Annotated in this window: 19 protein-coding genes; 10 read left to right on the forward strand and 9 right to left on the reverse strand. The window is 32.6% G+C overall.

Annotated features, from left to right (window positions below; translation table 11 throughout):
• Positions 1 to 139: 139 nt before the first annotated feature.
• Positions 140 to 1240, reverse strand: coding sequence for a DNA polymerase IV (dinB, locus tag CW733_RS13570; protein ID WP_100997695.1), 1101 nt, complete (start codon positions 1238 to 1240; stop codon positions 140 to 142).
• A gap of 44 nt (positions 1241 to 1284) precedes the next feature.
• Here dinB and CW733_RS13575 point away from each other — a divergent pair, with 44 nt between their 5' ends.
• From CW733_RS13575 to CW733_RS13595, 5 genes are all read left to right on the forward strand, one after another.
• Positions 1285 to 1884: a DUF2238 domain-containing protein gene (locus CW733_RS13575; protein ID WP_100997696.1), complete on the forward strand. Its 600-nt coding sequence runs from the start codon at positions 1285 to 1287 to the stop codon at positions 1882 to 1884.
• Position 1885: 1 nt separating this feature from the next.
• Positions 1886 to 2356 carry a CYTH domain-containing protein gene (locus tag CW733_RS13580; RefSeq protein WP_100997697.1) on the forward strand — a complete coding sequence of 157 codons (471 nt, stop codon included), beginning with the start codon at positions 1886 to 1888 and terminating at the stop codon, positions 2354 to 2356.
• A gap of 188 nt (positions 2357 to 2544) precedes the next feature.
• Positions 2545 to 3804: a Y-family DNA polymerase gene (locus CW733_RS13585; protein ID WP_100997698.1), complete on the forward strand. Its 1260-nt coding sequence runs from the start codon at positions 2545 to 2547 to the stop codon at positions 3802 to 3804.
• A gap of 105 nt (positions 3805 to 3909) precedes the next feature.
• Entirely contained in the window at positions 3910 to 4350 is a 441-nt protein-coding gene (locus tag CW733_RS13590) for a LexA family transcriptional regulator (protein ID WP_100997699.1), read from the forward strand.
• Positions 4351 to 4386: 36 nt separating this feature from the next.
• Positions 4387 to 6147 (forward strand): M61 family metallopeptidase, encoded by a 1761-nt coding sequence (locus tag CW733_RS13595; RefSeq protein WP_100997700.1) that lies wholly within the window; start codon positions 4387 to 4389, stop codon positions 6145 to 6147.
• A gap of 63 nt (positions 6148 to 6210) precedes the next feature.
• On the opposite strand, the gene CW733_RS13600 is transcribed toward CW733_RS13595, so the two are convergent.
• The 8 genes from CW733_RS13600 to CW733_RS13635 all read right to left on the reverse strand — a co-directional run bounded on the left by CW733_RS13600 (position 6211) and on the right by CW733_RS13635 (position 17886).
• Positions 6211 to 6897: a GNAT family N-acetyltransferase gene (locus CW733_RS13600; protein WP_100997701.1), complete on the reverse strand. Its 687-nt coding sequence runs from the start codon at positions 6895 to 6897 to the stop codon at positions 6211 to 6213.
• A gap of 130 nt (positions 6898 to 7027) precedes the next feature.
• Positions 7028 to 7321 carry a F0F1 ATP synthase subunit epsilon gene (locus CW733_RS13605; protein ID WP_100997702.1) on the reverse strand — a complete coding sequence of 98 codons (294 nt, stop codon included), beginning with the start codon at positions 7319 to 7321 and terminating at the stop codon, positions 7028 to 7030.
• Positions 7322 to 7410: 89 nt separating this feature from the next.
• On the reverse strand, positions 7411 to 8919 hold the full coding sequence (atpD, locus tag CW733_RS13610; protein ID WP_100997703.1) for a F0F1 ATP synthase subunit beta: 1509 nt from the start codon (positions 8917 to 8919) through the stop codon (positions 7411 to 7413).
• A 168-nt stretch (positions 8920 to 9087) separates the two neighbouring features.
• The gene (locus tag CW733_RS13615; protein WP_100997704.1) at positions 9088 to 10569 is read right to left on the reverse strand and encodes a G-D-S-L family lipolytic protein; all 1482 of its coding nucleotides are present in this window, start codon (positions 10567 to 10569) and stop codon (positions 9088 to 9090) included.
• 2 nt (positions 10570 to 10571) lie between these two features.
• A complete protein-coding gene (locus CW733_RS13620) occupies positions 10572 to 13334 on the reverse strand; it encodes a TonB-dependent receptor domain-containing protein (protein ID WP_100997705.1) in 2763 nt (920 codons plus the stop codon).
• Between the two features lie 196 nt (positions 13335 to 13530).
• Positions 13531 to 15378 (reverse strand): glutamine--fructose-6-phosphate transaminase (isomerizing), encoded by a 1848-nt coding sequence (glmS, locus tag CW733_RS13625; RefSeq protein ID WP_100998843.1) that lies wholly within the window; start codon positions 15376 to 15378, stop codon positions 13531 to 13533.
• Positions 15379 to 15382: 4 nt separating this feature from the next.
• Positions 15383 to 17050 (reverse strand): DUF4270 domain-containing protein, encoded by a 1668-nt coding sequence (locus CW733_RS13630; RefSeq protein ID WP_157811580.1) that lies wholly within the window; start codon positions 17048 to 17050, stop codon positions 15383 to 15385.
• A gap of 29 nt (positions 17051 to 17079) precedes the next feature.
• Positions 17080 to 17886 (reverse strand): glycogen/starch synthase, encoded by an 807-nt coding sequence (locus tag CW733_RS13635; protein WP_100997707.1) that lies wholly within the window; start codon positions 17884 to 17886, stop codon positions 17080 to 17082.
• A gap of 173 nt (positions 17887 to 18059) precedes the next feature.
• Here CW733_RS13635 and panC point away from each other — a divergent pair, with 173 nt between their 5' ends.
• The 5 genes from panC to radA all read left to right on the forward strand — a co-directional run bounded on the left by panC (position 18060) and on the right by radA (position 22869).
• On the forward strand, positions 18060 to 18908 hold the full coding sequence (gene panC / locus CW733_RS13640) for a pantoate--beta-alanine ligase (RefSeq protein ID WP_100998845.1): 849 nt from the start codon (positions 18060 to 18062) through the stop codon (positions 18906 to 18908).
• A 13-nt stretch (positions 18909 to 18921) separates the two neighbouring features.
• Positions 18922 to 19272: an aspartate 1-decarboxylase gene (panD, locus tag CW733_RS13645; RefSeq protein ID WP_013869457.1), complete on the forward strand. Its 351-nt coding sequence runs from the start codon at positions 18922 to 18924 to the stop codon at positions 19270 to 19272.
• A gap of 3 nt (positions 19273 to 19275) precedes the next feature.
• The gene (locus CW733_RS13650; RefSeq protein ID WP_100997708.1) at positions 19276 to 20229 is read left to right on the forward strand and encodes a lysylphosphatidylglycerol synthase transmembrane domain-containing protein; all 954 of its coding nucleotides are present in this window, start codon (positions 19276 to 19278) and stop codon (positions 20227 to 20229) included.
• A 36-nt stretch (positions 20230 to 20265) separates the two neighbouring features.
• The gene (locus CW733_RS13655; RefSeq protein ID WP_100997709.1) at positions 20266 to 21411 is read left to right on the forward strand and encodes an alpha/beta hydrolase; all 1146 of its coding nucleotides are present in this window, start codon (positions 20266 to 20268) and stop codon (positions 21409 to 21411) included.
• 99 nt (positions 21412 to 21510) lie between these two features.
• A complete protein-coding gene (radA, locus tag CW733_RS13660; protein WP_100997710.1) occupies positions 21511 to 22869 on the forward strand; it encodes a DNA repair protein RadA in 1359 nt (452 codons plus the stop codon).
• Positions 22870 to 23058: the final 189 nt, after the last annotated feature.

A 23058-nucleotide genomic window follows, 5' to 3' on the forward strand; every position in this document is an offset into this window, starting at 1 on the left:
ATACAAATTTTTCTTAATTGCAATCGAAAAATTCACTCGAACTGACAGTATACTACTGTTTTTAACAAACAGCTTGTCACTTCGAGTGATTTTGAGGTACGAGAAAATTGTATCGAGAAGGTTATAAAATTACCTATGCCTAAAAGTTAATCTTCAACTGAGCACTAATACTTTTTTGTTCCACCTTTTTAGTCTTTTTCTCGGTATTTAAATTCGATAACGAAATACCCAAAAGGCGAACAGAGTTGTTTAGTTTTTCTTGATAGAGTAATTCTTTAGCAGTTTCTAAAACCACACTTTTATCGCTAATAAAGTAAGGCAATGTTTTACTTCTTGTTTGGAGCGTGAAATCGCTGTATTTAATTTTTAGTGTTACTGTTTTTCCAGCAACTTTACTTCTGGTTAAACGCTTAGAAACTTCTGCAGCAATATGTTCTAGTTTTTCGAGCATAAATACTTCCGAAGATAAATTTTTATTAAAAGTACGCTCGGCAGCTAAGCTCTTTCTTATCCTATTTGGTCTAACCTCACTATTATGTATGCCACGAACAATGTGGTAATAGTGTGTACCAGCTTTTCCGAAGTTTTTCTCTAGAAACTCTAAAGATTTATTCTTTAAATCAAGACCTGTATAAACACCTTTTTGGTACATTTTTTCTGCGGTAACTTTACCAATACCATAAAATTTTCTAATATCAAGAGCTTCTAAAAAGTCTAGAACTTCTTCGGGATTTACTGTTTTTTGACCATTAGGTTTATTGTAATCGCTAGCAATTTTGGCAACAAATTTATTTACAGAAATTCCCGCAGATGCAGTTAAACCAACCTCATTAAAAATGCGAGTTCTTATTTCTTCGGCAATAAGCGAAGCACTAGGATTTCCTTTTTTGTTTTCGGTAACATCTAAATAAGCTTCATCAAGAGATAAAGGTTCTACAAGATCTGTATAGTCTAAAAAGATGACTCTAATTTTTTTAGAGATTTCTTTATAGCGATCAAATCTTGGTGGTACAAATAGTAGTTCTGGGCATAAACGCCTTGCCTTTACACCACTAATCGCACTGCGAACTCCAAATTTTCGAGCTTCGTAACTTGCCGCACTAACAACACCTCGTGTTCCGCTACCACCAACAGCCAAAGGTTTTCCTATAAGTTCTGGATTATCCATTTGCTCTACAGATGCGTAAAATGCATCCATATCTACATGAATTATCTTTCTTAGTGGTAAGCTTTCAGACATAACACAAATTTATAATATCTTTGGTTCTCTAGACTATCTAAACCATGAAACTTATATACACACTTCTTGTTTTAATCTTATTGCTACTTATCTGGTCTGCAATTAATCCATTCGAATATTTTACATGGTTTCTAGAAGTTTCACCAGCAGTTTTAGGTGTTTTAATATTAGCATTGACCTTTAAACGTTTTAGGTTTACCAATCTGGTATATATTTTAATTTTCTTACACTGTGTTGTTTTAATTATTGGAGGTCATTACACGTATGCCGAAGTACCTTTGTTCGATTATATTCAAGAAGTATTTAACCAAAGCCGAAACAATTACGATAAGGTTGGACATTTTGCGCAAGGTTTTGTTCCTGCTATAATTACTCGAGAACTATTAATAAGAAAACAAGTTGTAAATAGTAATGGTTGGAGAAACTTTATAGTGGTTTGTATTGCCATGGCAATTAGTGTTACTTACGAATTTATAGAATGGTTTGTATCCTTACAAACAGGAGAAGGAGGCGATTCGTTTTTAGGAACACAAGGTTATATTTGGGATACACAAAGTGATATGTTATATGCAACAATTGGAGCCATTTGTGCACTAATTTTCTTAAGTAAAATTCACAATAAGCAAATTGAAAGATTAAATTAATATGATAGAAATAGAACGCAAGTTTTTAGTAAAGTCTCATACTTTTAAAACCGAAGCTTTTAAACAAACTAGGATTGTGCAAGGTTTTTTAAGTACAGATAAAAAACGAACGGTTCGTGTAAGGCTAAAAGGTGACATAGGTTTTTTAACTATAAAAGGCCAATCTTCTAAAAACGGATTGTCTCGTTTCGAATGGGAAAAAGAAATTCCTAAAACGGAAGCCGAATCGCTTTTAAAGCTTTGTAAAAAAGGGATGATCGATAAAACACGATATGAAGTTAAGGTAGATAATCACATATTCGAGGTTGATGAATTTTTTGGCAAAAACAAAGGACTAATTGTTGCTGAGGTCGAATTAAACAATGAAACAGAAACCTTTACCAAGCCACAATGGTTAGGAGAAGAAGTAACAGGAGATGCTAAATATTATAATTCACAATTAAGTAAAAATCCATTTTGTAAGTGGAAATAACTACACATTTTTTTATATTCAATCTATAAATTAATTTCTTTTAGAGCTTTAACGGATGTTGTTTAGTTATAAGCAAGTCTTTTTTCTTTGTTCTAAAAGCGTAGAGATCTTTTGTCTTTTCTAGATTAGTTAATAAGATTTTTTTTCCAACCAAAACACAAATCACTTTTGCTATACCTTTGCATTCTATGTTTGCACTTGTAGATTGTAATAATTTCTATGCTTCTTGCGAACGTGTTTTTAACCCTAATTTACAAGGTAAACCAGTTGCTATTTTAAGTAATAACGACGGTTGTGTTATCGCACGAAGTGACGAAGCCAAAGATTTAAACCTGCCAATGGGAGCGCCTATTTTTAAATGGGAAAGCTTCTGTAAGGCTAATGGTATACATGTTTTATCCTCAAATTACCCATTGTATGGAGACATGAGCAGTCGCGTTATGGAAATACTAAAGCAGTTTTCTCCAGACATCGAGGTGTATAGTATAGACGAATCTTTTTTAGAATTTAAAGGCTTCGATAATTACAATTTTAACGATTACGGAAACCAAATGCGAAAGCGCATTTTAAAATGGACAGGTATTCCAACCTGTGTTGGTGTTGCACCAACAAAAGCGCTTTGTAAAGTAGCAAATAAGGTTGCTAGAAAATTCCCAAAAGAGACTAATGGTGTTTATGTTATAGATTCTGACGAGAAAAGAATTAAAGCGCTTAAATGGATTAAAATTGATGCTGTTTGGGGTATTGGACGTCGTTTAAGCAAACGTTTAAAAGCAAAAGGCTGTAATACTGCTTACGATTTTACACAATTACCAGATGCTTGGGTGAAAAGTAATTTTTCTATAATAGAATCCCGATTAAAACGCGATTTAGAAGGTATTCCAACACTTAAGTTAGACGAGTACGATACCGTAAAAAAAGCAATTGCTACCACACGAAGTTTCGAGTATACGTATTCCGATATCGATAATATAAAAGAGCGAGTATCGACTTTTGCAACCAGTTGTGCCGAAAAATTACGCAAACAAGGCTCCACTTGTCATGTTATTGTTGTAAGTATAAGTAGCGATAGGCACAAATCAGGTGCGGAGCAACATAGTGTAAGTGTGAGCGTTAATTTATCGAGTCCAACAAATTCATCTTTAATTATAAGTAGCTGTGCTGTGAGTGCTGTTAAGTCAATTTTTAAGGAAGGTATAAAATACAAACGCGCAGGAGTTGTGGTTACAGGTTTGGTTTCAGAGGATAGTTTTCAGCTAAATTTATTCGATACGCAAAACCCAAAACATCAACCATTAATGCAATCTATAGATTTTTTAAATGCTAAGTTTAAAGGCAATAAAATAAAATTAGGAAGTCAAGATTTAAAACGCACTTGGAAAATGCGTCAAGAGCGTTTATCTCCAAAATACACCACTAATATTAACGATATTATAGTGGTAAAGTAAATGTAGTTAAGAGGATAGCGTAGAATCTTTTTAAAAGCACTAAATTTATAGAGAAATAAAACTAAAGGTTTTTTCGCTTTCGCGGAAATAATAAATATACAGCCTATGATAGCGCACAAACAAGGAAGCTTAACCTTCTTTACACCAGAAAGCATAGATGGATCTGCAGGTCAGTTTTTCGATACAGGTATTTCGGCAGGATTTCCATCTCCAGCAGACGATTTTAAAGAGCATCGTTTGTCTTTAGATGAAGAGCTTGTAAAAAATAAAGAAGCAACCTTTTATGCTAGAGTTAGTGGGCAATCTATGATTGGTGCAGGTTTAGATGATAACGATTTATTAGTAATAGATAGAAGTTTAGAGCCACAAAACAACAAAATTGCTGTTTGCTTTCTTGATGGCGAGTTTACCGTAAAGCGTTTAAGAGTCACTAAAGATGAGGTTTGGTTACAGCCAGAAAATCCAGATTATCCTATTATAAATATTACTGAAGATAACAACTTCTTAATTTGGGGCATTGTAACTAATGTAATTAAAAAGGTATAACCCAATTATTATTCTAACTTTTATATTGCTTTAAAAATGAAATCAGTTTTTTCTATTCTTTCCCTTTTTTTTACAACATTAATTTTTGCTCAAAATATAAGCTATTCAATAGGTTTCGAGAATGCAGTGCATCACGAAGCGACTATTGATATTTCATATAAAAACCTAAAAGGAAGTTCTCTTTTAGTACAAATGAGCCGTACATCACCAGGTCGTTATGCTATTCACGATTTTGCTAAAAACATTTATAATGTAAAAGCATTTAATAGTAAAGGAGAAGCACTAGAAATAAAACGATTAAGCCCACAAGCATGGGAAGTTTTAAATCACGATAAAACCGTTCATATTTCTTATACTTTATTTGCCAATAGAGCAGACGGAACTTACAGTCAAGTAGACGAGACACATGCACACCTTAATATTCCTGCTACATTTATGTATGCGCCAAGTTTAAGTGAGAATCCAATAGAAATAACCTTTAAGCCAAGAGCAGATTTAAACTGGAAAGTGGCTACGCAATTACCTTTAAAAATTGGAACAACTTATACTGCGCCAAACTTGCAGTATTTTATGGATAGCCCAACAGAGATAAGTAATTATAGTAAAAGAAGTTTTAAAGTTAAGAATCAAGACGTTGAATTTGTATTACACCACAAAGGATCGGAAGAGGATTTAGATACTTACTTCGAAAAAGTGAAGAAAGTTGTTTTAACTGAAGAAGCTGTTTATGGCGAGTTGCCAAGTTTCGATTATGGAAAATACACGTTTTTAGCTTGCTATATTGGTAATGTAAGTGGAGATGGTATGGAACATAGAAATTCTACTATTTTAACAGATAAAGAAGGTTTAGCTGAAGGCGGAATGAAAGGAAACATAGGTACTGTTTCTCATGAGTTTTTCCATGCATGGAATGTAGAGCGTATTCGTCCACAATCTTTAGAGCCTTTTAATTTTGAAGAAGCAAATATGAGTGGAGAACTTTGGTTTGCAGAAGGTTTTACAAGTTACTATACAAATCTTATTTTGTGTAGGGCAGGAGTTATTACTCCAGAAGACTATGTAAATGGATTAAATGGTACTTTTAATTACGTATGGAACTCTCCTGCAAGACAATTTTTTAATCCTATTGAAATGAGTTATCAAGCACCATTTGTAGACGCTGCATCGTCAATAGATCCTGTAAATAGAGACAATACTTTTATCTCTTATTATTCTTACGGAAGTGTTTTAGGCTTGGCTTTAGACTTGTCTTTACGCGAAAAAGGATTGAATTTAGATGATTATATGAAACGCGTATGGCATACTTACGGAAAGGCAGAGGTACCTTATACTATTAAAAATCTTAACGATTTATTAAATGCTTATGCTGGTGAAGATTTTGGAAACGACTTCTTCAATAATTATATTTATAAAAGTGAAATACCAGATTACAATTCATTATTTAAAACGGTAGGACTAAAAATAGAACAAGATTCTAAAAGTAACTTTTCAGGTATTTCGTTAAATAATAATATAGTGTCTAGAAATGCTAAAATAGGCTCTCCTGCTTATCTTTCAGGATTAGAGAAAGGAGATGAGGTAGTAAGTGTAAATGGCCTTAAAGTAGATGAATCCAATACGGTTCAGTCAATAATTAATGCTTCAGGAAAGAAAATAATAACTATTGAGTATGTAAGAAATAAGGAAACGAAGACAAAAAATTTAACACTAACTTCAGATCCAACGTATACAATTAGTATTTCAGAAGATAAAAATCGAAAGGTTTCAAAACAAAGAAAAGGGTGGCTTAAACAATAGTATTTTTGAATTAGATTAAATTATTATTTGTGTGCGCTATAGGTATCTTTAATAGGTCTTTGTCTATTTTTTGCTATATAACCACCAGTTCATATCTCTAGTTATCTTATATCCTAACTTTTTATAAAGCGGAATTGCTGCATTTCCTTTATTAGTATGTAATATGGGAAGCTTGTTTTCTTTTATAATTGCTTTTGTTGTATGTGTAATTAATTGTTTAGCGAGTCCTTTTCTGGTATAATCTGGATGTGTAACAACTCCACTAACTTCAATAAAATGATCAGTTTGCATTCTTTGACCTGTAATAGCAACTAGTTTATTGTCTTTAAAAATGCCAAAGTATTTGCCCATTTCGAAACCTTTTTTCTGATAAAATCCGGGCATTACCAACCATATTAAATCATAAACTTCATCTATGTGTTTTTCGGTTAATAGAACAATGCTTTCAGTAATTTTAATGTCTATAAAATTTTCTAATACCATTTGGCAGCCGTCAATTTTTCTCTCCAAAACAATAGTGTTAGTATCTATAATTGGTGTTTCATTTTCAGAAACTAAAAAGAATCTCTCTGCTATTTTAGAATATGCATTTAATGCTTTTGCTGTTTTTGTAGCATCAAAAAAAGCCCCAAAAACACACACATTTGGTTTGTAGAATTGAACACCATCATAGTTTATAAGAAACTTATTGTGGGTTTCATTTAATGAATACCAAACAGGATTTGCTAATTTATCTTCTAACTTGTTCATTAAGAATAAAGATATAAAAACTCGAAATTAATACAAGTTTTAAATTAGGTGAATTATAAATTTAGCGTATAAAAAAAACGCTTCAGAATTTCTGAAGCGTTTTAGTATAATTTATAAAGCTATAACTAATTTAATCAGCTAAAATAATTGCTTTATTATCTTTCATTTCTAGTGTTCCAGATTTTATTTTTACTGTCAATACTTTGTTATCATCGAAATGAGGCACAACACTAGCATGTAAATCATCAAAAACAAGATGGCTTTGTGAGTGTGTGTTTATTTTAACAGTACCTTCTGCTAATACAGCTACAATAGCTGCGTGATTACTAAGCATTTGAAACTCACCATTAATTCCTGGTACAGTTACAGCATCTACTTCACTACTAAATAAAGTCGCTTCTGGTGATACAATTTCTAAATACATCTTTTAAATTTTATTTAAAAGCTTCCGAGTAATCGGAAGTCTCATTTTTATTAAACAGATGCTGAAATAAATTCAGCACTTACTTCGGCTTATGCCTCAGCAAGCATTTTCTCTCCAGATTCGATAGCGTCTTCAATAGAACCTTTAAGGTTAAAAGCAGCTTCAGGTAAGTGATCTAACTCACCATCCATAATCATGTTAAATCCTTTAATAGTTTCTTTAATATCTACTAATACACCTTTAAGTCCTGTAAATTGTTCTGCTACGTGGAAAGGTTGAGATAGGAAACGTTGTACACGTCTTGCTCTACCTACAGCCATTTTATCTTCTTCAGATAATTCTTCCATTCCTAAAATGGCAATAATATCTTGTAATTCTTTGTAACGTTGTAATAACTCTTTCACTCTCTGTGCACAATCATAGTGCTCATCACCTAAAATATCAGCAGTAAGAATTCTTGAAGTAGAATCTAAAGGATCTACTGCAGGATAAATACCTAACTCTGCAATTTTACGAGATAATACTGTTGTTGCATCTAAGTGAGCAAATGTTGTTGCTGGTGCTGGATCTGTTAAATCATCTGCAGGTACGTAAACGGCTTGTACAGATGTAATAGAACCTTTTTTAGTTGAAGTAATACGTTCTTGCATTGCTCCCATTTCTGTAGCTAATGTAGGTTGGTATCCTACAGCAGATGGCATACGACCTAATAAGGCAGATACCTCTGAACCAGCTTGAGTAAAACGGAAAATGTTATCTACGAAGAAAAGCACATCTTTTCCTTGTCCATCTCCAGCTCCATCTCTAAAATATTCAGCAATTGTTAAACCAGATAATGCAACACGTGCACGTGCTCCAGGTGGCTCATTCATTTGTCCGAATACGAAAGTAGCCTTAGACTCTTTCATTATATTTTTGTCCACTTTTTTAAGATCCCATCCACCTTCTTCCATAGAATGCATAAAGTCGTCACCATACTTGATAATTCCAGACTCTAACATTTCACGAAGTAAATCGTTTCCTTCACGTGTTCTTTCTCCTACTCCTGCGAATACAGAAAGTCCACCGTGTCCTTTTGCAATATTGTTAATCAACTCTTGTATTAATACTGTTTTACCTACTCCAGCACCACCAAATAAACCAATTTTACCACCTTTTGCATAAGGCTCAATTAAATCGATTACTTTAATACCTGTAAATAAAACTTCCGTAGAAGTTGATAAATCTTCAAATCTTGGAGCGCTTCTGTGAATTGGTAAACCTGCATCACCAGCTTTAGGTAAATCTCCTAAACCATCAATAGCATCACCAATTACGTTAAATAAACGACCATAAATATCTCCACCAATAGGCATTTGTATTGGAGCACCAGTAGCAGTAACTTCTGTACCTCTACTTAAACCATCAGACGAATCCATAGCAATAGTACGTACGGTGTCTTCACCAATGTGAGATTGTACTTCAAGTACTAATAATGAACCATCAGCTTTCTTAATTTCTAATGAATCGTAAATTTTTGGAAGTTCAGAACCAGCTTCGAATTCAACATCGATTACTGGACCTACTATCTGTGCAACTTTACCTGTAACTTTTGACATTACTTATCTATTTAATATTATGCGATTTAAATGTTTGAAAACACCTTCGGTTTTCGCGTGCAAAGATAGGCGATTTTATTTAAAATGAAAGTTGTTTTCAAAGCTTTTTTGCACATAAAAAAACGCCTTCATTATGAAGGCGTTTTTAAATATTTTGATTTGTAGTTGTTATTGTAATAATGGTGAGTAAGTAACTCCAAAGTCCTCTGCTTTTGCCACGTTTCCAGAAGCTCTAAAGTTTGAACCATATGTAGTGTCAATAGCATCTAAGAAAGAGTTTGCCATAATTGCAGAGCCTCTAGCAGTTAGGTGAATACCATCTAAACTTACTAATCCACCGGTTACTAAACTTGTGTTCATATTATAATCATCAAACTGAACTCCAGTTGAAGCGGCTTGATTTAAAATAGTGTTTAAATCTACTAAAGCTAGTCCGTTAGCAGAAGCGATAGCAGCTATACTATTATTGTATGCTGTAGTAGCAGTAGAAATTTCTAGTTGTTCTTCTGGAGTTAATACCCATTTATCTTCTAATTGAATTTGTGTTCCATAACCTTGAGGTATTAAAGAAGAAAGCGGTAATACAAATAAATCGGCTTCAGTTGCTTGTCTAAAGCTAGGAATACCAAACCCACTTAAATTTGTTAAATTTTCATCAATTAATACTAGAGCATTATTTGCGCTTTCAGAAAATGTTATAGTTCTTTTGTCTACCTGCTCTTGAGTTAATAACCCATTAGTCATCGCAAACTGTAAGCCTCCATTATAAGTTGCATATCCTTGGTTTAATGCAGCAGCTGTTGCGGCATCTAAAGGAACTGGATTATAAGGTATCGTTGTAAAGTGAGATAAACTTGTAATATTTGGCACATTACCAATAGCTCCTTTTGCACCATTAGATGTTAGGGCAGTTACCATTGCGTTTAAAGCAAAATCAAAAGTTGTTGTTGGTGTAATTGGATTTGTACCATCACCACCAGTAGTAGCGTAACCTAAAACATCGTTACCACCAATTTCACTTAATGTAAAGAATGATGGGTTTTGAGTTACTGCTAATTCAACCATTGACGCGTTTGGCGTCGCTCCTGTTAAACGTACAGCATAAGGGTTTGCTAATCCAGCAGAAAGGTTTGCTAAATTACCATATCCAGGAGCAATTAAATGAAAACTTTTTGCACCAGGTACTCCAAAATTATTAAAAGGACCGGTTGGAGGTGTTAATAAATCTGTTCCAACAGTTACGGGTCCTATAAGAGATTCTAATGGTACTGGTCCAGCACCTCCAAAGACTAGTCTTGGGTTTTGAATTCTATTTCCTCCAACGGCTAAACCACCAAAGTTATCTGCAGTTAAAGGTTGTGTAAATGTTCCACCTCCAGCATTTTCAAATTGTTTTGCTATTGTATTTGGAAAAGAATCTTCTTGACCTGCTATAAATAATCCACCATCTGTAAATCCAGCAGTAAAAGAGGCACCTACAGCGATATAATTTGAAAAATCTGCTGATCCGGCATTTAATGCAGGAAGTGTAACTGCTTCCATTGGTGGCTGATCTAAAAATTCTTCAAAATCTTCCTCATCGTTACATGCTGTAAAACTTATAGCTAAAGCAACAAGTCCTATATATTTTAAGTTTTTAAATGTCTTCATTATTATAAGTTGTTAATTGTTAATGATGCGTAATACATAGATCCTATAAATCCAGTTCCAAATGCTGTAAAGTATTCATTACCTGTAAGGTTTGTAGCACCTACTTTAATTATAGATTTTAAACTTGGTACTTTATAGTTTATTTGTGCATCTACTGTATGAAATTCTGGTACAATACCATTTCCAAATGTTGCTTCCCAGAAATAATCATCACTAAATCTGTAAGCTATGTTAAAGCCAAAGTTTTTAAATACTTCTGTATGACCAAAAGAGGCTTTAAATTTGTGTTCTGGTGTATTGAAACTCGTCATGAAATCTGGATTAGCTTCTTGATCGAAATCTTGTTTTGTAAATGTGTAACTTCCACTTAAATCAAAACCATCAAATACTTTTGTAGATAAACCAAGAGAAGCTCCATAAGAGTTTACATCTACATCAGAATTTGTGTAAGTACTATAAGCTTGGTAATCACCATTAGCAATAGCTGCTATGGATAGTCCATTATCACCAACAGTTCCGTAGTAAGGAGCTATTACAACTTCTTGAGAAATAAAATCTTGGTATTTATTATAGTAAGTGCTAAAATCTACAATTAACTTATCGAATTTTCCTCTATAACCAACTTCTATAGAAGTTACTTGTTCTGGCTTAATAATGTCTGGATTAGCTACTTTTAATAATGCAGGATTCCCAGCAGCAGCAAATGCTGTTACAGAAGTAGCAGAATAAGAGTTGTTATATGCGGCTGCACCAGTTTGTGTAATAGTAGGGTCTTGACCATAATCATCTTGTCCTACTTGACTTACACCAAAAGTTCTTACATATCTATTTAAGTTATTTGGAGCAGAACCAACTAAAATTGCTCTACCAGCATCTAAACCGATAAATAAATCTTGAGTTGTTGGGTTTCTAAAACCAGATTGAACTGACGCTCTAATGTTATGATCTCTATTAAGTGTTAAACCTGCTGATATTCTTGGAGAAACAAAACCATCGAAAAACTCAGATTTGTCATAACGTGCAGATCCTGTTAATTTTAATTTCATGTCTTCACCAATTTCTAAATCTTTTTGAATTTGTGTATAAATACCATATTCTGAATATTCAATAGGTCCATCTGTATCAGTATAAATACTTCCATCAGAATTTAAGTTATATTTTCTGTAAGACCCACCAACTTGAATATCTGCTAGATCTGTTAAGTGACTAAAGTTATAATTTGCATCACTATGGAAATATTTTGAAGCATCTTGAAACTTAGAACCTGTAGCTAAGTTTGGATCATTTTTGACTCTATTAAAAGTCGAATTAAATTCTGTTGATCCAGGTAAAAAACGCCCTGTGTCTGCTACTGCTCTAGACGCATCATGCTTTTGTTGATCTGTTAGACCTTGAGGATTTCCTGATAATTCTATACCTGCATAAGTACCTATATATTCTTGAAACCATTGTGAGTCACTTTTCCAAGCTCTGTTAATGTTAATTCCAGAAAACACCATATCATAAGATTTACCTGCTTTATCTGCTACTTCGTAAGCTCTTACAAAGAAGTTATCATTTTTAACTTCTAATTTGTGTTGTTGTTGGAAGAACCCATCAATGTTATATCTGTTAGTACCTTGATAAATTGTAGTACCTGTACCAACTTTACCTACATAAGATATTTCTAGGCTATTATCTTCTATTGGTCTAAAGTATAATCCCCAATCTGCTTTAATACTTTCAGCATTATAATTTGTTAAATCACGTTCATTATAACCAGTTCTACTAACAACAACATCTGGAATAACACCAAGTCCCGAAGCAGCTCTAATATTGGTAGAAACTTCATCACCATAAACATTAATACCATCATAGTTTGTATTTGCTCGTGTTCTAGTTGGGTCAATTTTATCTATTTCGCTAGTTGCTTGCCAATCTGTACCTTTTAAGTATCCAAAATTTACTTTAACAGCAAATTTATCTGAAAATTTGTGAGCCATACTTAAGCCAACATCAGTATAAGGGTTATCTCCTGCAGCTTCCTGAGAAGTAATACCTCTTTTAAGTGAAACACTAATACCTTGGTGATCGAATGGGTTTTTACTTCTCATAAATAAAATACCATTAAAAGCGTTCGCTCCATATAAAGCAGAAGATGCTCCAGGTAGTAATTCTACACTCTGTACATCTGTCTCAACCATACCAACTAAGTTTCCAATTGGGAAATTTAAAGCAGGAGTAGAGTTATCCATTCCGTCTACTAATTGCATAAAACGTGTATTTGCAAATGTTGCAAAACCACGTGTATTTACAGATTTAAATGTTAAACTGTTTGTGTTAACATCTACACCTTTTAGGTTTTCTAATCCACCGTAAAAATCTGCAGAAGCAGTATTTTTAATTTCTTTAATACCAAAACGTTCAACTGTTACTGGAGATTCGAAAATACGTTCTGGAGTTCTTGAAGCAGATAGTACTACTTCATCAAGAATACTTCCTTCTTGTAAAACGAAACTTAATGTTTGTTTTTTTGAAGTAACGTCTATTGTTTCTGTAGAAAATCCAACACTACTAGCCTGTACCGAAAACGGAGGGTTGCTATCTGTAGATAAAGTAAATTTTCCGTCAAAATCAGTAGCGTTTCCTGAAGATGTTCCTGTTACAATAATATTTGCGCCTGGAATAGGTAAACCGTTATTGTCCATAACAGTACCAGTTATTGTTGTTTGAGCAAAGATAAGTGTGCAACAAAACAACAATACAATTGATAAGATTGTTCTCATTTTATAGATTTAGTTAATTTAATATAAGCCAATATACGTTTTTTAAGTATATCTTAAAAAAAAGTTAACAAAATTATGCATGCATAATAAAATTTATAAAAAAAATCGCCACTGTTTTTTATAGATAATATAAAAAATAATGGCGATTGCTATGTATTTGATAATTTTAGACTGTTGTCTAAAAATTAATAAAATTTTATTCTACAGTAACAGATTTAGCTAGATTTCTAGGTTGGTCTACATTTTTATCAAGCATTACTGCTATATGATAAGATAATAACTGCAAAGGTATAGTAGTTAATAAAGGTGTTAGAGACTCTATTGTTTCTGGAACCTCAATAACATGATCTGCAAGCTCTTTTACATCTTTATCTCCTTCTGTAACAATACCAATAATTTTTCCTTTACGGGATTTTATTTCTTGAATGTTACTTACTACTTTTTCGTAATGACCTTTCTTTGTCGCTATTACAAAAACAGGCATTTGCTCATCTATTAAAGCAATTGGTCCATGTTTCATTTCTGCAGCAGGATAACCTTCAGCATGGATATAAGAAATTTCTTTAAGTTTTAAAGCGCCTTCTAATGCAACAGGAAAGTTATAACCACGACCTAAATACAAACAGTTTTTAGCGTCTTTATATACTTGAGCTACTGTTTTAATATGTTCATCTTGCAATAATGCTTTTTGAACTTTACTAGGGATCAGTTCTAGTTCTTGCAAATGAAGTTGAAAATCAGACTTAGAAATAGTGCCCTTTTCTTTTGCGAGCTTTAATGCAATTAAAGTTAATACTGTAATTTGTGTTGTGAAAGCTTTTGTAGATGCGACACCTATTTCTGGTCCAGCATGTGTATATGCTCCTGCGTGTGTTTCTCTTGCAATAGAAGAACCAACAACATTACAAACCCCAAAAACAAATGCTCCTTTAGATTTTGCTAATTTTATTGCAGCCAATGTATCTGCAGTTTCTCCAGATTGAGAAATAGCAATAACAACATCTTTTTCTGTAATAACTGGATTTCTATATCTAAATTCTGAAGCGTATTCGACTTCAACTGGAATTCTAGCTAAATCTTCAAATATATATTCTGCAACTAAACCTGCGTGCCAAGATGTTCCGCAAGCTATAATAATAATTCTATTAGCATTTAGAATGCGTTCAAGATTATCATCTATTCCAGCCATTCTAATTATGCCTTCTTTTACTAACATTCTTCCGCGATAAGTATCTTTTATGGCTTCTGGTTGTTCGTGAATTTCTTTTAGCATAAAGTGGTCGTAACCACCTTTTACTATTTGCTCTAAGTTAAGCTGTAATTCTTGAATGTATGGATCTACTAAGGAGTCGTCTTTAATTTTTCTAATTTTAATACCTTTTTTTAAACTAACTATAGCCATTTCTTCATCCTCAAGATAAATAGCTTTCTTAGTATATTCTAAAAATGGAGTTGCATCACTTGCTATAAAAAATTCGTTTTCTCCTACACCAATAGCTAGCGGACTTCCTAATTTTGCAACTACAATTTCGTTTGGTTTATTTTTGTCGAAAACAGCAATAGCATAAGCGCCAATAACTTGGTTCAGGGCTATTTGTACAGCTTTTCCAAGTTTTACTTTTTCATTTTTCTTTACGTCTTCAATAAGGTTTATTAATACTTCTGTATCAGTGTCCGAAGAAAAAGTATAACCTCTTTTTATAAGTTCCTTTTTTATTGAAGCATAGTTTTCAATAATTCCGTTATGGATTATTACTAAATCTCCAGAATTAGAATAATGTGGATGTGAATTTACATCGTTTGGTACACCATGTGTAGCCCAACGTGTATGACCAATACCAACTGAACCAGTAGTGTCCATTCCTTTATTAATCTTATTTTCTAGGTCTATAACTTTCCCTTTCGTCTTAGATAGCTTTAAGTTTTCACCATCGTATAAAGCAATTCCTGAACTATCATAACCTCTGTATTCTAGTCTTTTTAGTCCTTCAAGAATAATAGGATATGCTTCTTTTTTACCTATATAGCCAACTATACCACACATATATTTAGTTTTTTGGTTCTGTATAAAAAATTTCAAACTCTGCTCTTAATGGTGTGTCGATATTGTCGTCGTAACCATGTAAAATTGTCCCTTTTGGGCTTAAAATATTTGTGCTTGGCACAATATCTAATGTACTGTCATCAGTATCATTGTTTCTTCCTTGAACTTTAGATTGCGTAAGTACATTTATATTATTTGCTAGAAATAATCCTAACTTAACATTTGTTGAATCACTTTGTATAATATTTGTAATGTGTGCTGTTAACCTAATTTTGTAACGCACACCATTATCATCACTATCTCTTGTAAGTATTTCAGAGAAACCTGCTTTAGAAAGTGCTGGTTGAGTAGTATTTGTAGAACCGTCTAAATAATAATCTATAATTGGTGTGTTGTTTTTTAAATCGTAAAGCGTTACTCTATTAGGTTCGTCATCACCTCCATTAAGGAGATCTTGGTTTACATAAAAAACTAGATTTGCTTCGTTAATTAACCATTTGTCTTTTTTGCCATAGAAATAATCGAAAGAAGGAACTAGTTCACCATCTTCGTCTTCTACGTTTCCAGAAAACAATTCTAGAACAGCCATTGAGCCATCTGTACCTTTAAGGTAAAGGTTGTCTAAGTCGCCATCGTGATCTTCAAGATTAATTTGATTGAAAGTATTTACTCTATTGCCACTAAATCCTAAAGTATAGGTAGTTGCATTGCTATCACTATAAGGTTCGCCTGCAGCTTCTGCATCTATTTCTTCTTGGTTTGTATAATCGAAAATAATACTTCCAGAATTAAAATTTAAATAGGTTAAACTACCATCAGGATTACTCTCGTCGTCTAATTCAATTTTAAAAATTAAACCTCTAAAAAAGTCTTTAAAATTACTTTGCGTACTCAAGACATCATTACCTTGGTTGCTAAAGAAAATATCTTGCCAAAGAGTTCTGTTAGTATCTGTGTCGTCTGGGTTTGATTTTAATAAATCAATTCTTATGCCCGGAGAAAAGCGTTCAATTTCTTCTTCACCATCAATAATTTCTGTAACCTTGTGTTCGCTTGCGCTTATAGTAAAATTCTCGTTTTTATATATTAGATCTGCATTTGTTAAATTAGACTCAAATAACTCGGCTTGATTAGAAAAATAACATTGAGGGCTTTGAAAATCTGAATTTGGATCTAAATCTCTAAGGACATAGTTGCTTCTGTAAATTGAAAGCTTAAATTTTTTACTAGTATCACCAAAGATAGAATCTAATGTGTAAGTGTTATTACCATCATCATCTGTACTTTCTTTAGTTGAGTAATATGGAATGTTTAAAAAAATCGACTCAATACTTCTATTTAAATCGCCAAAATCTGGATTAAATGCATTTGGAGTAACTTGAGTAACAATACTAGCTACTGTTGTACCAAAGGTGTTTGTTGGGTTTTTATAAACTCCAAAAAGATTACCGTTTAATCCGCTTGTTTGAACACCAACAGCATCACTTGTACTACTTGGAGTAAAAGGAGTGAAATTTTGTGTTCTTGCAATAAATGGGAATAACTTGCTTGTTGCTTCAAAGTTTTTTATACCTTGAATATCACTTTCAATATTGGTAAAATCACTATCACAAGATATTGAGATTACTAAAACTAAGCCAAGTACAGTTATAGACTTAAGGCTTTTAATCATTTTTTTCATAAAATTTTATTCTTCCTGTATTATAAAACACTTTCATTATAAAACGCAGTGTAAGCTTCTGCAAACTCGTCTTTTTCTTTATAGTCTAAAACAGGCTTGTCTGTTTTTTCTAAGTAATCTGCTAATTCTTTAGGTATCTCTTGAGAACCAATTATTAAAGCGTCAGAGTTGTCTATAGCTACCTTCATTAAATTATTGTAAGTAGGTTTCTCTAATTTTTTTAATGCGTCTTTATCAATATTATCGAAAGCAACTTTATTAATTAGGTCTTTATTTAACGTGTCTTCAAAGCTTTGATTGTATACAGAGGTCACAATTTTACTTTCGGTAAATAAAGGTTCATCTTTATAGAACTGCTTTAAGTATAGAGGGAGTAAGGCTGCAAGCCATCCATGAACATGAATAATATCTGGAGACCAGTTTAATTTTTTAACCGTTTCGATTACACCTTTTGCAAAGAAAATTGCACGTTCATCGTTATCTGAAAACAATTTACCATCTTCATCTGTTAATGTTGCTTTTCTTTTAAAGTACTCATCATTATCTATAAAATAAACTTGAATACGTTCTTTTGGTATAGAAGCTACTTTAATAATAAGTGGCATATCTAAATCGTTAATCACTAAATTAATTCCAGAAAGTCTAATTACCTCATGTAATTGATGTCTTCTTTCGTTAATATTTCCATATCTAGGCATGAATATTCTAATTTGTCCTCCTTGTTGGTTTACCATTCTTGGAGTTTCAAACGACATTGAAGAAATCTCTGTTTCTGGCAAATATGGTACTACTTCAGACGACACATATAATATTCTCTTATCTTTCATACGTTAGTTTTAATCGATTTATATTCTAGTTTTTCTTTGATTTTCTTTTAGGCTGAAACACTTAAAATGCAATTCAACATTAAAAAATGAAATTAAAAACACGCAAAAGTACAAAATTTTATGCAGATTGCGACTAATATATTATGTTTGCAAGCGTTAATTTTATATTAAAAATGATAGTTTTCACCAATAAATTAGAAATTCAAGATCATATTTCAAAAGAAAAGGCAAAAGGAATAACCTTTGGCTTCGTCCCGACTATGGGAGCTTTACATAATGGACACCTATCTTTAGTAGAAAGAGCTTTAAAAGAGAATGATACTTGTGTTGTAAGTGTTTTTGTAAATCCTACGCAGTTTGACAATGTCGATGATTTAGAAAAATACCCAAGAACTTTAGAGCAGGATATTACGCTTTTAGAAACTGTTTCTAAAACAATTTTAGTTTACGCTCCAAGTGTTGAGGATATATATGAAGGCAATACAAAAGCCGAACATTTTAGTTTCGACGGTCTAGAATTCGAAATGGAAGGCAAGTTTCGCAAAGGTCATTTTGATGGCGTAGGTACCATTGTTAAAAGACTTTTTGAAATAGTAACGCCAGATATTGCTTATTTTGGAGAAAAAGATTTTCAGCAATTAGCAATAATAAAAAAACTTGCTCAAAAATATAATATTCCTGTAAATGTAAAGGGTTGTAAAATCTATAGAGAAGACAGTGGATTGGCTTACAGTTCTAGAAATTCAAGACTAAAACCAGATTATAGAAAAGCAGCTCCTTTTATCTTTAAAACAATAACAGCTGCCAAAGAAAAGTTTGGCACAAAAAGTGCTAAAGAAGTAACGGAATGGGTTGAAAAACAGTTTGCTAAAAACAAGTTCTTAGAACTTGAATATTTTATAATTGCAGAGGTTACAACCTTAAAAACAGTAAAAAGAAAATCTAAATCTAAAACGTATCGTGCGTTTGTTGCTGCCTATGCAGATGACATAAGATTAATAGATAATATAGCACTAAATTAATTATCTTTGCACCATGCAAATACAAGTAGTAAAATCTAAAATTCACAGAGTAAAAGTAACAGGTGCAGACCTTAATTATATTGGTAGTATTACTATCGACGAAGATTTAATGGATGCAGCTAATATTATTCAAGGCGAAAAAGTTCAAATTGTAAATAATAATAATGGCGCTCGATTAGAAACTTATGCTATTCCTGGACCAAGAAATAGTGGAGAAATAACATTAAATGGAGCAGCAGCAAGACTTGTTTCTCCTGGAGATGTACTTATATTGATTACTTACGGTTTTATGGATATTGAGGAAGCTAAAGTGTTTAAGCCATCATTGGTATTTCCTGATGAAGCTACTAATTTATTAAAATAACAGTTGAATAAATCCATTCTTAAAATATTAAAAATTTCGCTCCCAATTCTATTGGGAGTTTTTTTAATATGGTATTCTTTATCAAAGGTTTCTATAGGTGAGCTGGTAAAACATTTTAAATCTGCAAATTATTTTTATATAGTTTTAGGTGTATTTTTAGGGCTGCTAAGTCATTTGTCAAGAGCCTATAGATGGTTGTTTCAATTAGAGCCACTTGGTTATAAAGTAAAGTTTGGAAATAGTCTAATGGCAGTTTTTGCGACCTATTTAATAAATTATACTATTCCACGTGCTGGTGAAGTTGCACGAGCATCAATATTAACTAATTACGAGGGAGTACCTTTCGAAAAAGGCTTTGGAACTATAGTAGCAGAGCGTGTTGCAGATGTTTTAGTAATGCTATTAATTATAACTATTACTTTATTTTTAGAGTTCGACTTTATCTATAATTTTTTTGCCGAAAGATTTAATCCAATAAAAGTAATTGCCGGCTTTTTATTACTTGTAGCTTTAGGATTATTTTTTATTTTTTACATTAAAAAAAGTACATCAAAAATTGCACTAAAAATTAAGACGTTTGTTAACGGATTAATTGAAGGAGCACTTAGTATTTTTAAAATGAAGAAAAAATGGGCTTTCATCTTTCATACGTTCTTTATTTGGGGAATGTACGTACTCATGTTTTACGTCACTAGTTTTGCAATTACTGGTTTACAACCTATACCATTTGGAGCTATTTTAATAGGTTTTATCGCAGCAAGTTTTAGTATTGCTGCAACAAATGGAGGATTAGGATCTTATCCTGTAGCAGTTTTTGGAGCCTTTGCTATATTTGGAATTGCTGAAACTCCTAGCATTGCATTCGGTTGGATTATGTGGACCTCTCAAACAGTAATGATTATTCTTTTAGGAGGTCTGTCTCTATTATATCTACCTATATACAACAGAAAAAAATAATTTGTACATTGCATTTCTAATTTTATAACTCTTACTATGAAACGTATTTTATACCTTTTAGTTATCTTTTTTTCAGCTCAATTTATTGCAGCACAAGTCACGTATAAAAACTTTAATTCCGAAAAACTAGGAGAAGCTAGAGAAATTAAAATTCAATTACCAAGAAGTTACGATTCTGGAGATAAAAGTTACCCTATAATTGTAGTTTTAGATGGTGATTATATGTTCGAAATCGTTGCTGGAAACGTGGAATATGCAGCCTATTGGGAAGATATTCCAGAAGCAATAGTAGTTGGTATTAATCAGTTCGATAAAAGAGAGAGCGACACTATGTATTCTGAGCAAAACTCACTACCTGTAGAAAATGGAGAGGCTTTTTTCGATTTTATTGGGCAAGAGCTAATTCCTTATATAGAAAAAACCTACAGAACAGAAAAATTTAAAGTAGCAGTTGGTCATGGCATTACAGCCAATTTTATTAACTATTACTTGTTTAAGGAAATTCCGTTATTTAATGCCTACATAAGTTTAAGTCCAGAGTTAGCCCCAGATATGCAAACTTTTTTAACCGAAAGACTTCCTAATATATCAACAAAAACATTCTATTATCTAGCAACCTCTAATAACGATATCAAAGGTGTTAAAACAAAAACGGAAGCTTTAAATACAGCTATAAAAGGAATAGAAAATAAAAACGTGTTAAGCACTTTCGATAATTTCGATGGACCAACACATTATTCACTTCCAGCCCATGCCATACCTAAGGCTTTAGAAAGTATTTTCTTTGTTTTTAAGCCAATTTCTATGGAAGAATATAAGGAAACTATTCTAAAACTAGAAACCTCTCCTGTAGATTACTTAACCGAAAAATATGAAACGATCCAAGACCTTTTCGGTATAAAAAAACCAATACTAGTAAACGATTTTAGAGCAATAGCAGCAGCAATAAAGAAATCTAAAAAGTTTGAGTATTTCGAGCCTTTAGGAAAACTAGCTAGAAAACAATATCCAAATACACTTTTAGGAAACTACTATTTAGGACGTTTTTACGAAGAAACAGGTAATACTAAAAAAGCAATGAAAACCTATCAATCTGCCTATATATTAGAAGAAATAGGAGGTATTACAAAGGATCACGTTTTAGAATTGTCCGATCAAATTAAAGCAGATTTCGGTTACTAATTAAATTTTTTTTTCGCTTCCGCGGAAGAAATAAACAACTAAAATAAACAGATTTCTGCTGATTCTTTTCTTGAGTACAACCGAAATACGAAAATAAACATGGCTAAAGTTAAAACCACCTTTTTTTGCCAAAGTTGCGGCACACAATATTCTAAATGGCAAGGACAATGCACAGCTTGTAAAGAGTGGAATACTATTGTGGAAGAAGTAATCCAAAAGCCAGAAAAAAGCACATGGAAAACGTCAACAAATACACAAAAACGTGTATCTAAGCCTTTAACAATAAAGGAGATTGATTCCTCTAAAGAAGCAAGGTTAGATACTTTAGATGCAGAGTTTAATCGTGTTTTAGGAGGTGGTATTGTACCAGGCTCATTAACACTTTTAGGTGGAGAACCAGGAATAGGAAAAAGTACATTACTACTTCAAATATCTTTAAAATTACCATACAAAACATTATACGTTTCAGGAGAAGAAAGCCAGAAACAAATAAAAATGCGTGCAGAACGTATAAATCCAAATAACGACAGTTGTTATATTCTTACCGAAACTAAAACACAAAATATCTTCAAGCAAATAGAAGCTTTAGAACCAGACATTGTTATTATAGATTCTATTCAAACGTTACATAGCGATTATATAGAGTCTTCAAGCGGAAGCATATCGCAAGTTAAAGAATGTACCACAGAGCTTATTAAATTTGCAAAAGAAACTAATACACCAGTTGTTCTAATTGGGCATATTACTAAAGACGGTAATATTGCTGGTCCAAAAATTTTGGAGCACATGGTAGATACTGTTTTGCAATTTGAAGGAGATAGAAATCATGTATTCAGAATTTTACGTGCTCAAAAAAATCGTTTTGGTTCTACACACGAATTAGGTATTTACGAAATGCAAGGCTCTGGATTGCGTGAGGTAAGCAACCCAAGCGAAATACTAATTTCTAAAAAGGACGAAGAGCTTTCTGGTAACGCCATTGCTGCAACCTTAGAAGGTGTTCGACCATTAATGATAGAGGTTCAAGCCTTGGTAAGTACAGCAGTTTATGGAACTCCTCAACGTAGCGCAACAGGTTTTAATGCCAAAAGGCTTAACATGTTATTGGCTGTTCTTGAAAAACGAGCAGGTTTTCGTTTGGGAGCAAAAGATGTTTTTTTAAATATTACAGGAGGTATAAACGTAGATGATCCTGCAATCGATTTAGCTGTAGTGGCAGCTATTCTGTCTTCAAGTGAAGACGAAGCTTTGCCTTCAAATTACTGCTTTGCTGCCGAAGTTGGTTTGTCTGGAGAAATTCGTCCTGTACAACGTGTGGAGCAGCGTATTTTAGAGGCAGAAAAGCTTGGTTTTTCAGCTATTTTTATTTCGAAATACAATAAAATTGCTTTAAAAAATACTACTATTAAAATTCAACTAATTTCTAAGATTGAAGATTTAGTGAGTAGCCTTTTTTAAGTCTAATTCTTAGATGACTAATCATTCGGTTGCTGTACTTAAATTTATAATTGGTGATTGTCAATTTTAGAGTATAATTTAAGTGTTAGTTTTTTGAATTTTAAACATGTGCATCACGCGTTTTTGACATCAAACAAGTATTTTGATGTTAAATTATGTATTTCAACATGTTTATTATTTAGGTTATTG

Source organism: Lacinutrix sp. Bg11-31 (assembly GCF_002831665.1).
GTDB lineage: Bacteria > Bacteroidota > Bacteroidia > Flavobacteriales > Flavobacteriaceae > Lacinutrix.

Bases quoted from the DNA above. Each gene is read 5' to 3' on its own strand.
- dinB (WP_100997695.1), bottom strand. From the start codon at position 1,240: ATGTCTGAAAGCTTACCACTAAGAAAGATAATTCATGTAGATATGGAT.
- CW733_RS13575 (WP_100997696.1), top strand. From the start codon at position 1,285: ATGAAACTTATATACACACTTCTTGTTTTAATCTTATTGCTACTTATC.
- CW733_RS13580 (WP_100997697.1), top strand. From the start codon at position 1,886: ATGATAGAAATAGAACGCAAGTTTTTAGTAAAGTCTCATACTTTTAAA.
- CW733_RS13585 (WP_100997698.1), top strand. From the start codon at position 2,545: ATGTTTGCACTTGTAGATTGTAATAATTTCTATGCTTCTTGCGAACGT.
- CW733_RS13590 (WP_100997699.1), top strand. From the start codon at position 3,910: ATGATAGCGCACAAACAAGGAAGCTTAACCTTCTTTACACCAGAAAGC.
- CW733_RS13595 (WP_100997700.1), top strand. From the start codon at position 4,387: ATGAAATCAGTTTTTTCTATTCTTTCCCTTTTTTTTACAACATTAATT.
- CW733_RS13600 (WP_100997701.1), bottom strand. From the start codon at position 6,897: ATGAACAAGTTAGAAGATAAATTAGCAAATCCTGTTTGGTATTCATTA.
- CW733_RS13605 (WP_100997702.1), bottom strand. From the start codon at position 7,321: ATGTATTTAGAAATTGTATCACCAGAAGCGACTTTATTTAGTAGTGAA.
- atpD (WP_100997703.1), bottom strand. From the start codon at position 8,919: ATGTCAAAAGTTACAGGTAAAGTTGCACAGATAGTAGGTCCAGTAATC.
- CW733_RS13615 (WP_100997704.1), bottom strand. From the start codon at position 10,569: ATGAAGACATTTAAAAACTTAAAATATATAGGACTTGTTGCTTTAGCT.
- CW733_RS13620 (WP_100997705.1), bottom strand. From the start codon at position 13,334: ATGAGAACAATCTTATCAATTGTATTGTTGTTTTGTTGCACACTTATC.
- glmS (WP_100998843.1), bottom strand. From the start codon at position 15,378: ATGTGTGGTATAGTTGGCTATATAGGTAAAAAAGAAGCATATCCTATT.
- CW733_RS13630 (WP_157811580.1), bottom strand. From the start codon at position 17,050: ATGATTAAAAGCCTTAAGTCTATAACTGTACTTGGCTTAGTTTTAGTA.
- CW733_RS13635 (WP_100997707.1), bottom strand. From the start codon at position 17,886: ATGAAAGATAAGAGAATATTATATGTGTCGTCTGAAGTAGTACCATAT.
- panC (WP_100998845.1), top strand. From the start codon at position 18,060: ATGATAGTTTTCACCAATAAATTAGAAATTCAAGATCATATTTCAAAA.
- panD (WP_013869457.1), top strand. From the start codon at position 18,922: ATGCAAATACAAGTAGTAAAATCTAAAATTCACAGAGTAAAAGTAACA.
- CW733_RS13655 (WP_100997709.1), top strand. From the start codon at position 20,266: ATGAAACGTATTTTATACCTTTTAGTTATCTTTTTTTCAGCTCAATTT.
- radA (WP_100997710.1), top strand. From the start codon at position 21,511: ATGGCTAAAGTTAAAACCACCTTTTTTTGCCAAAGTTGCGGCACACAA.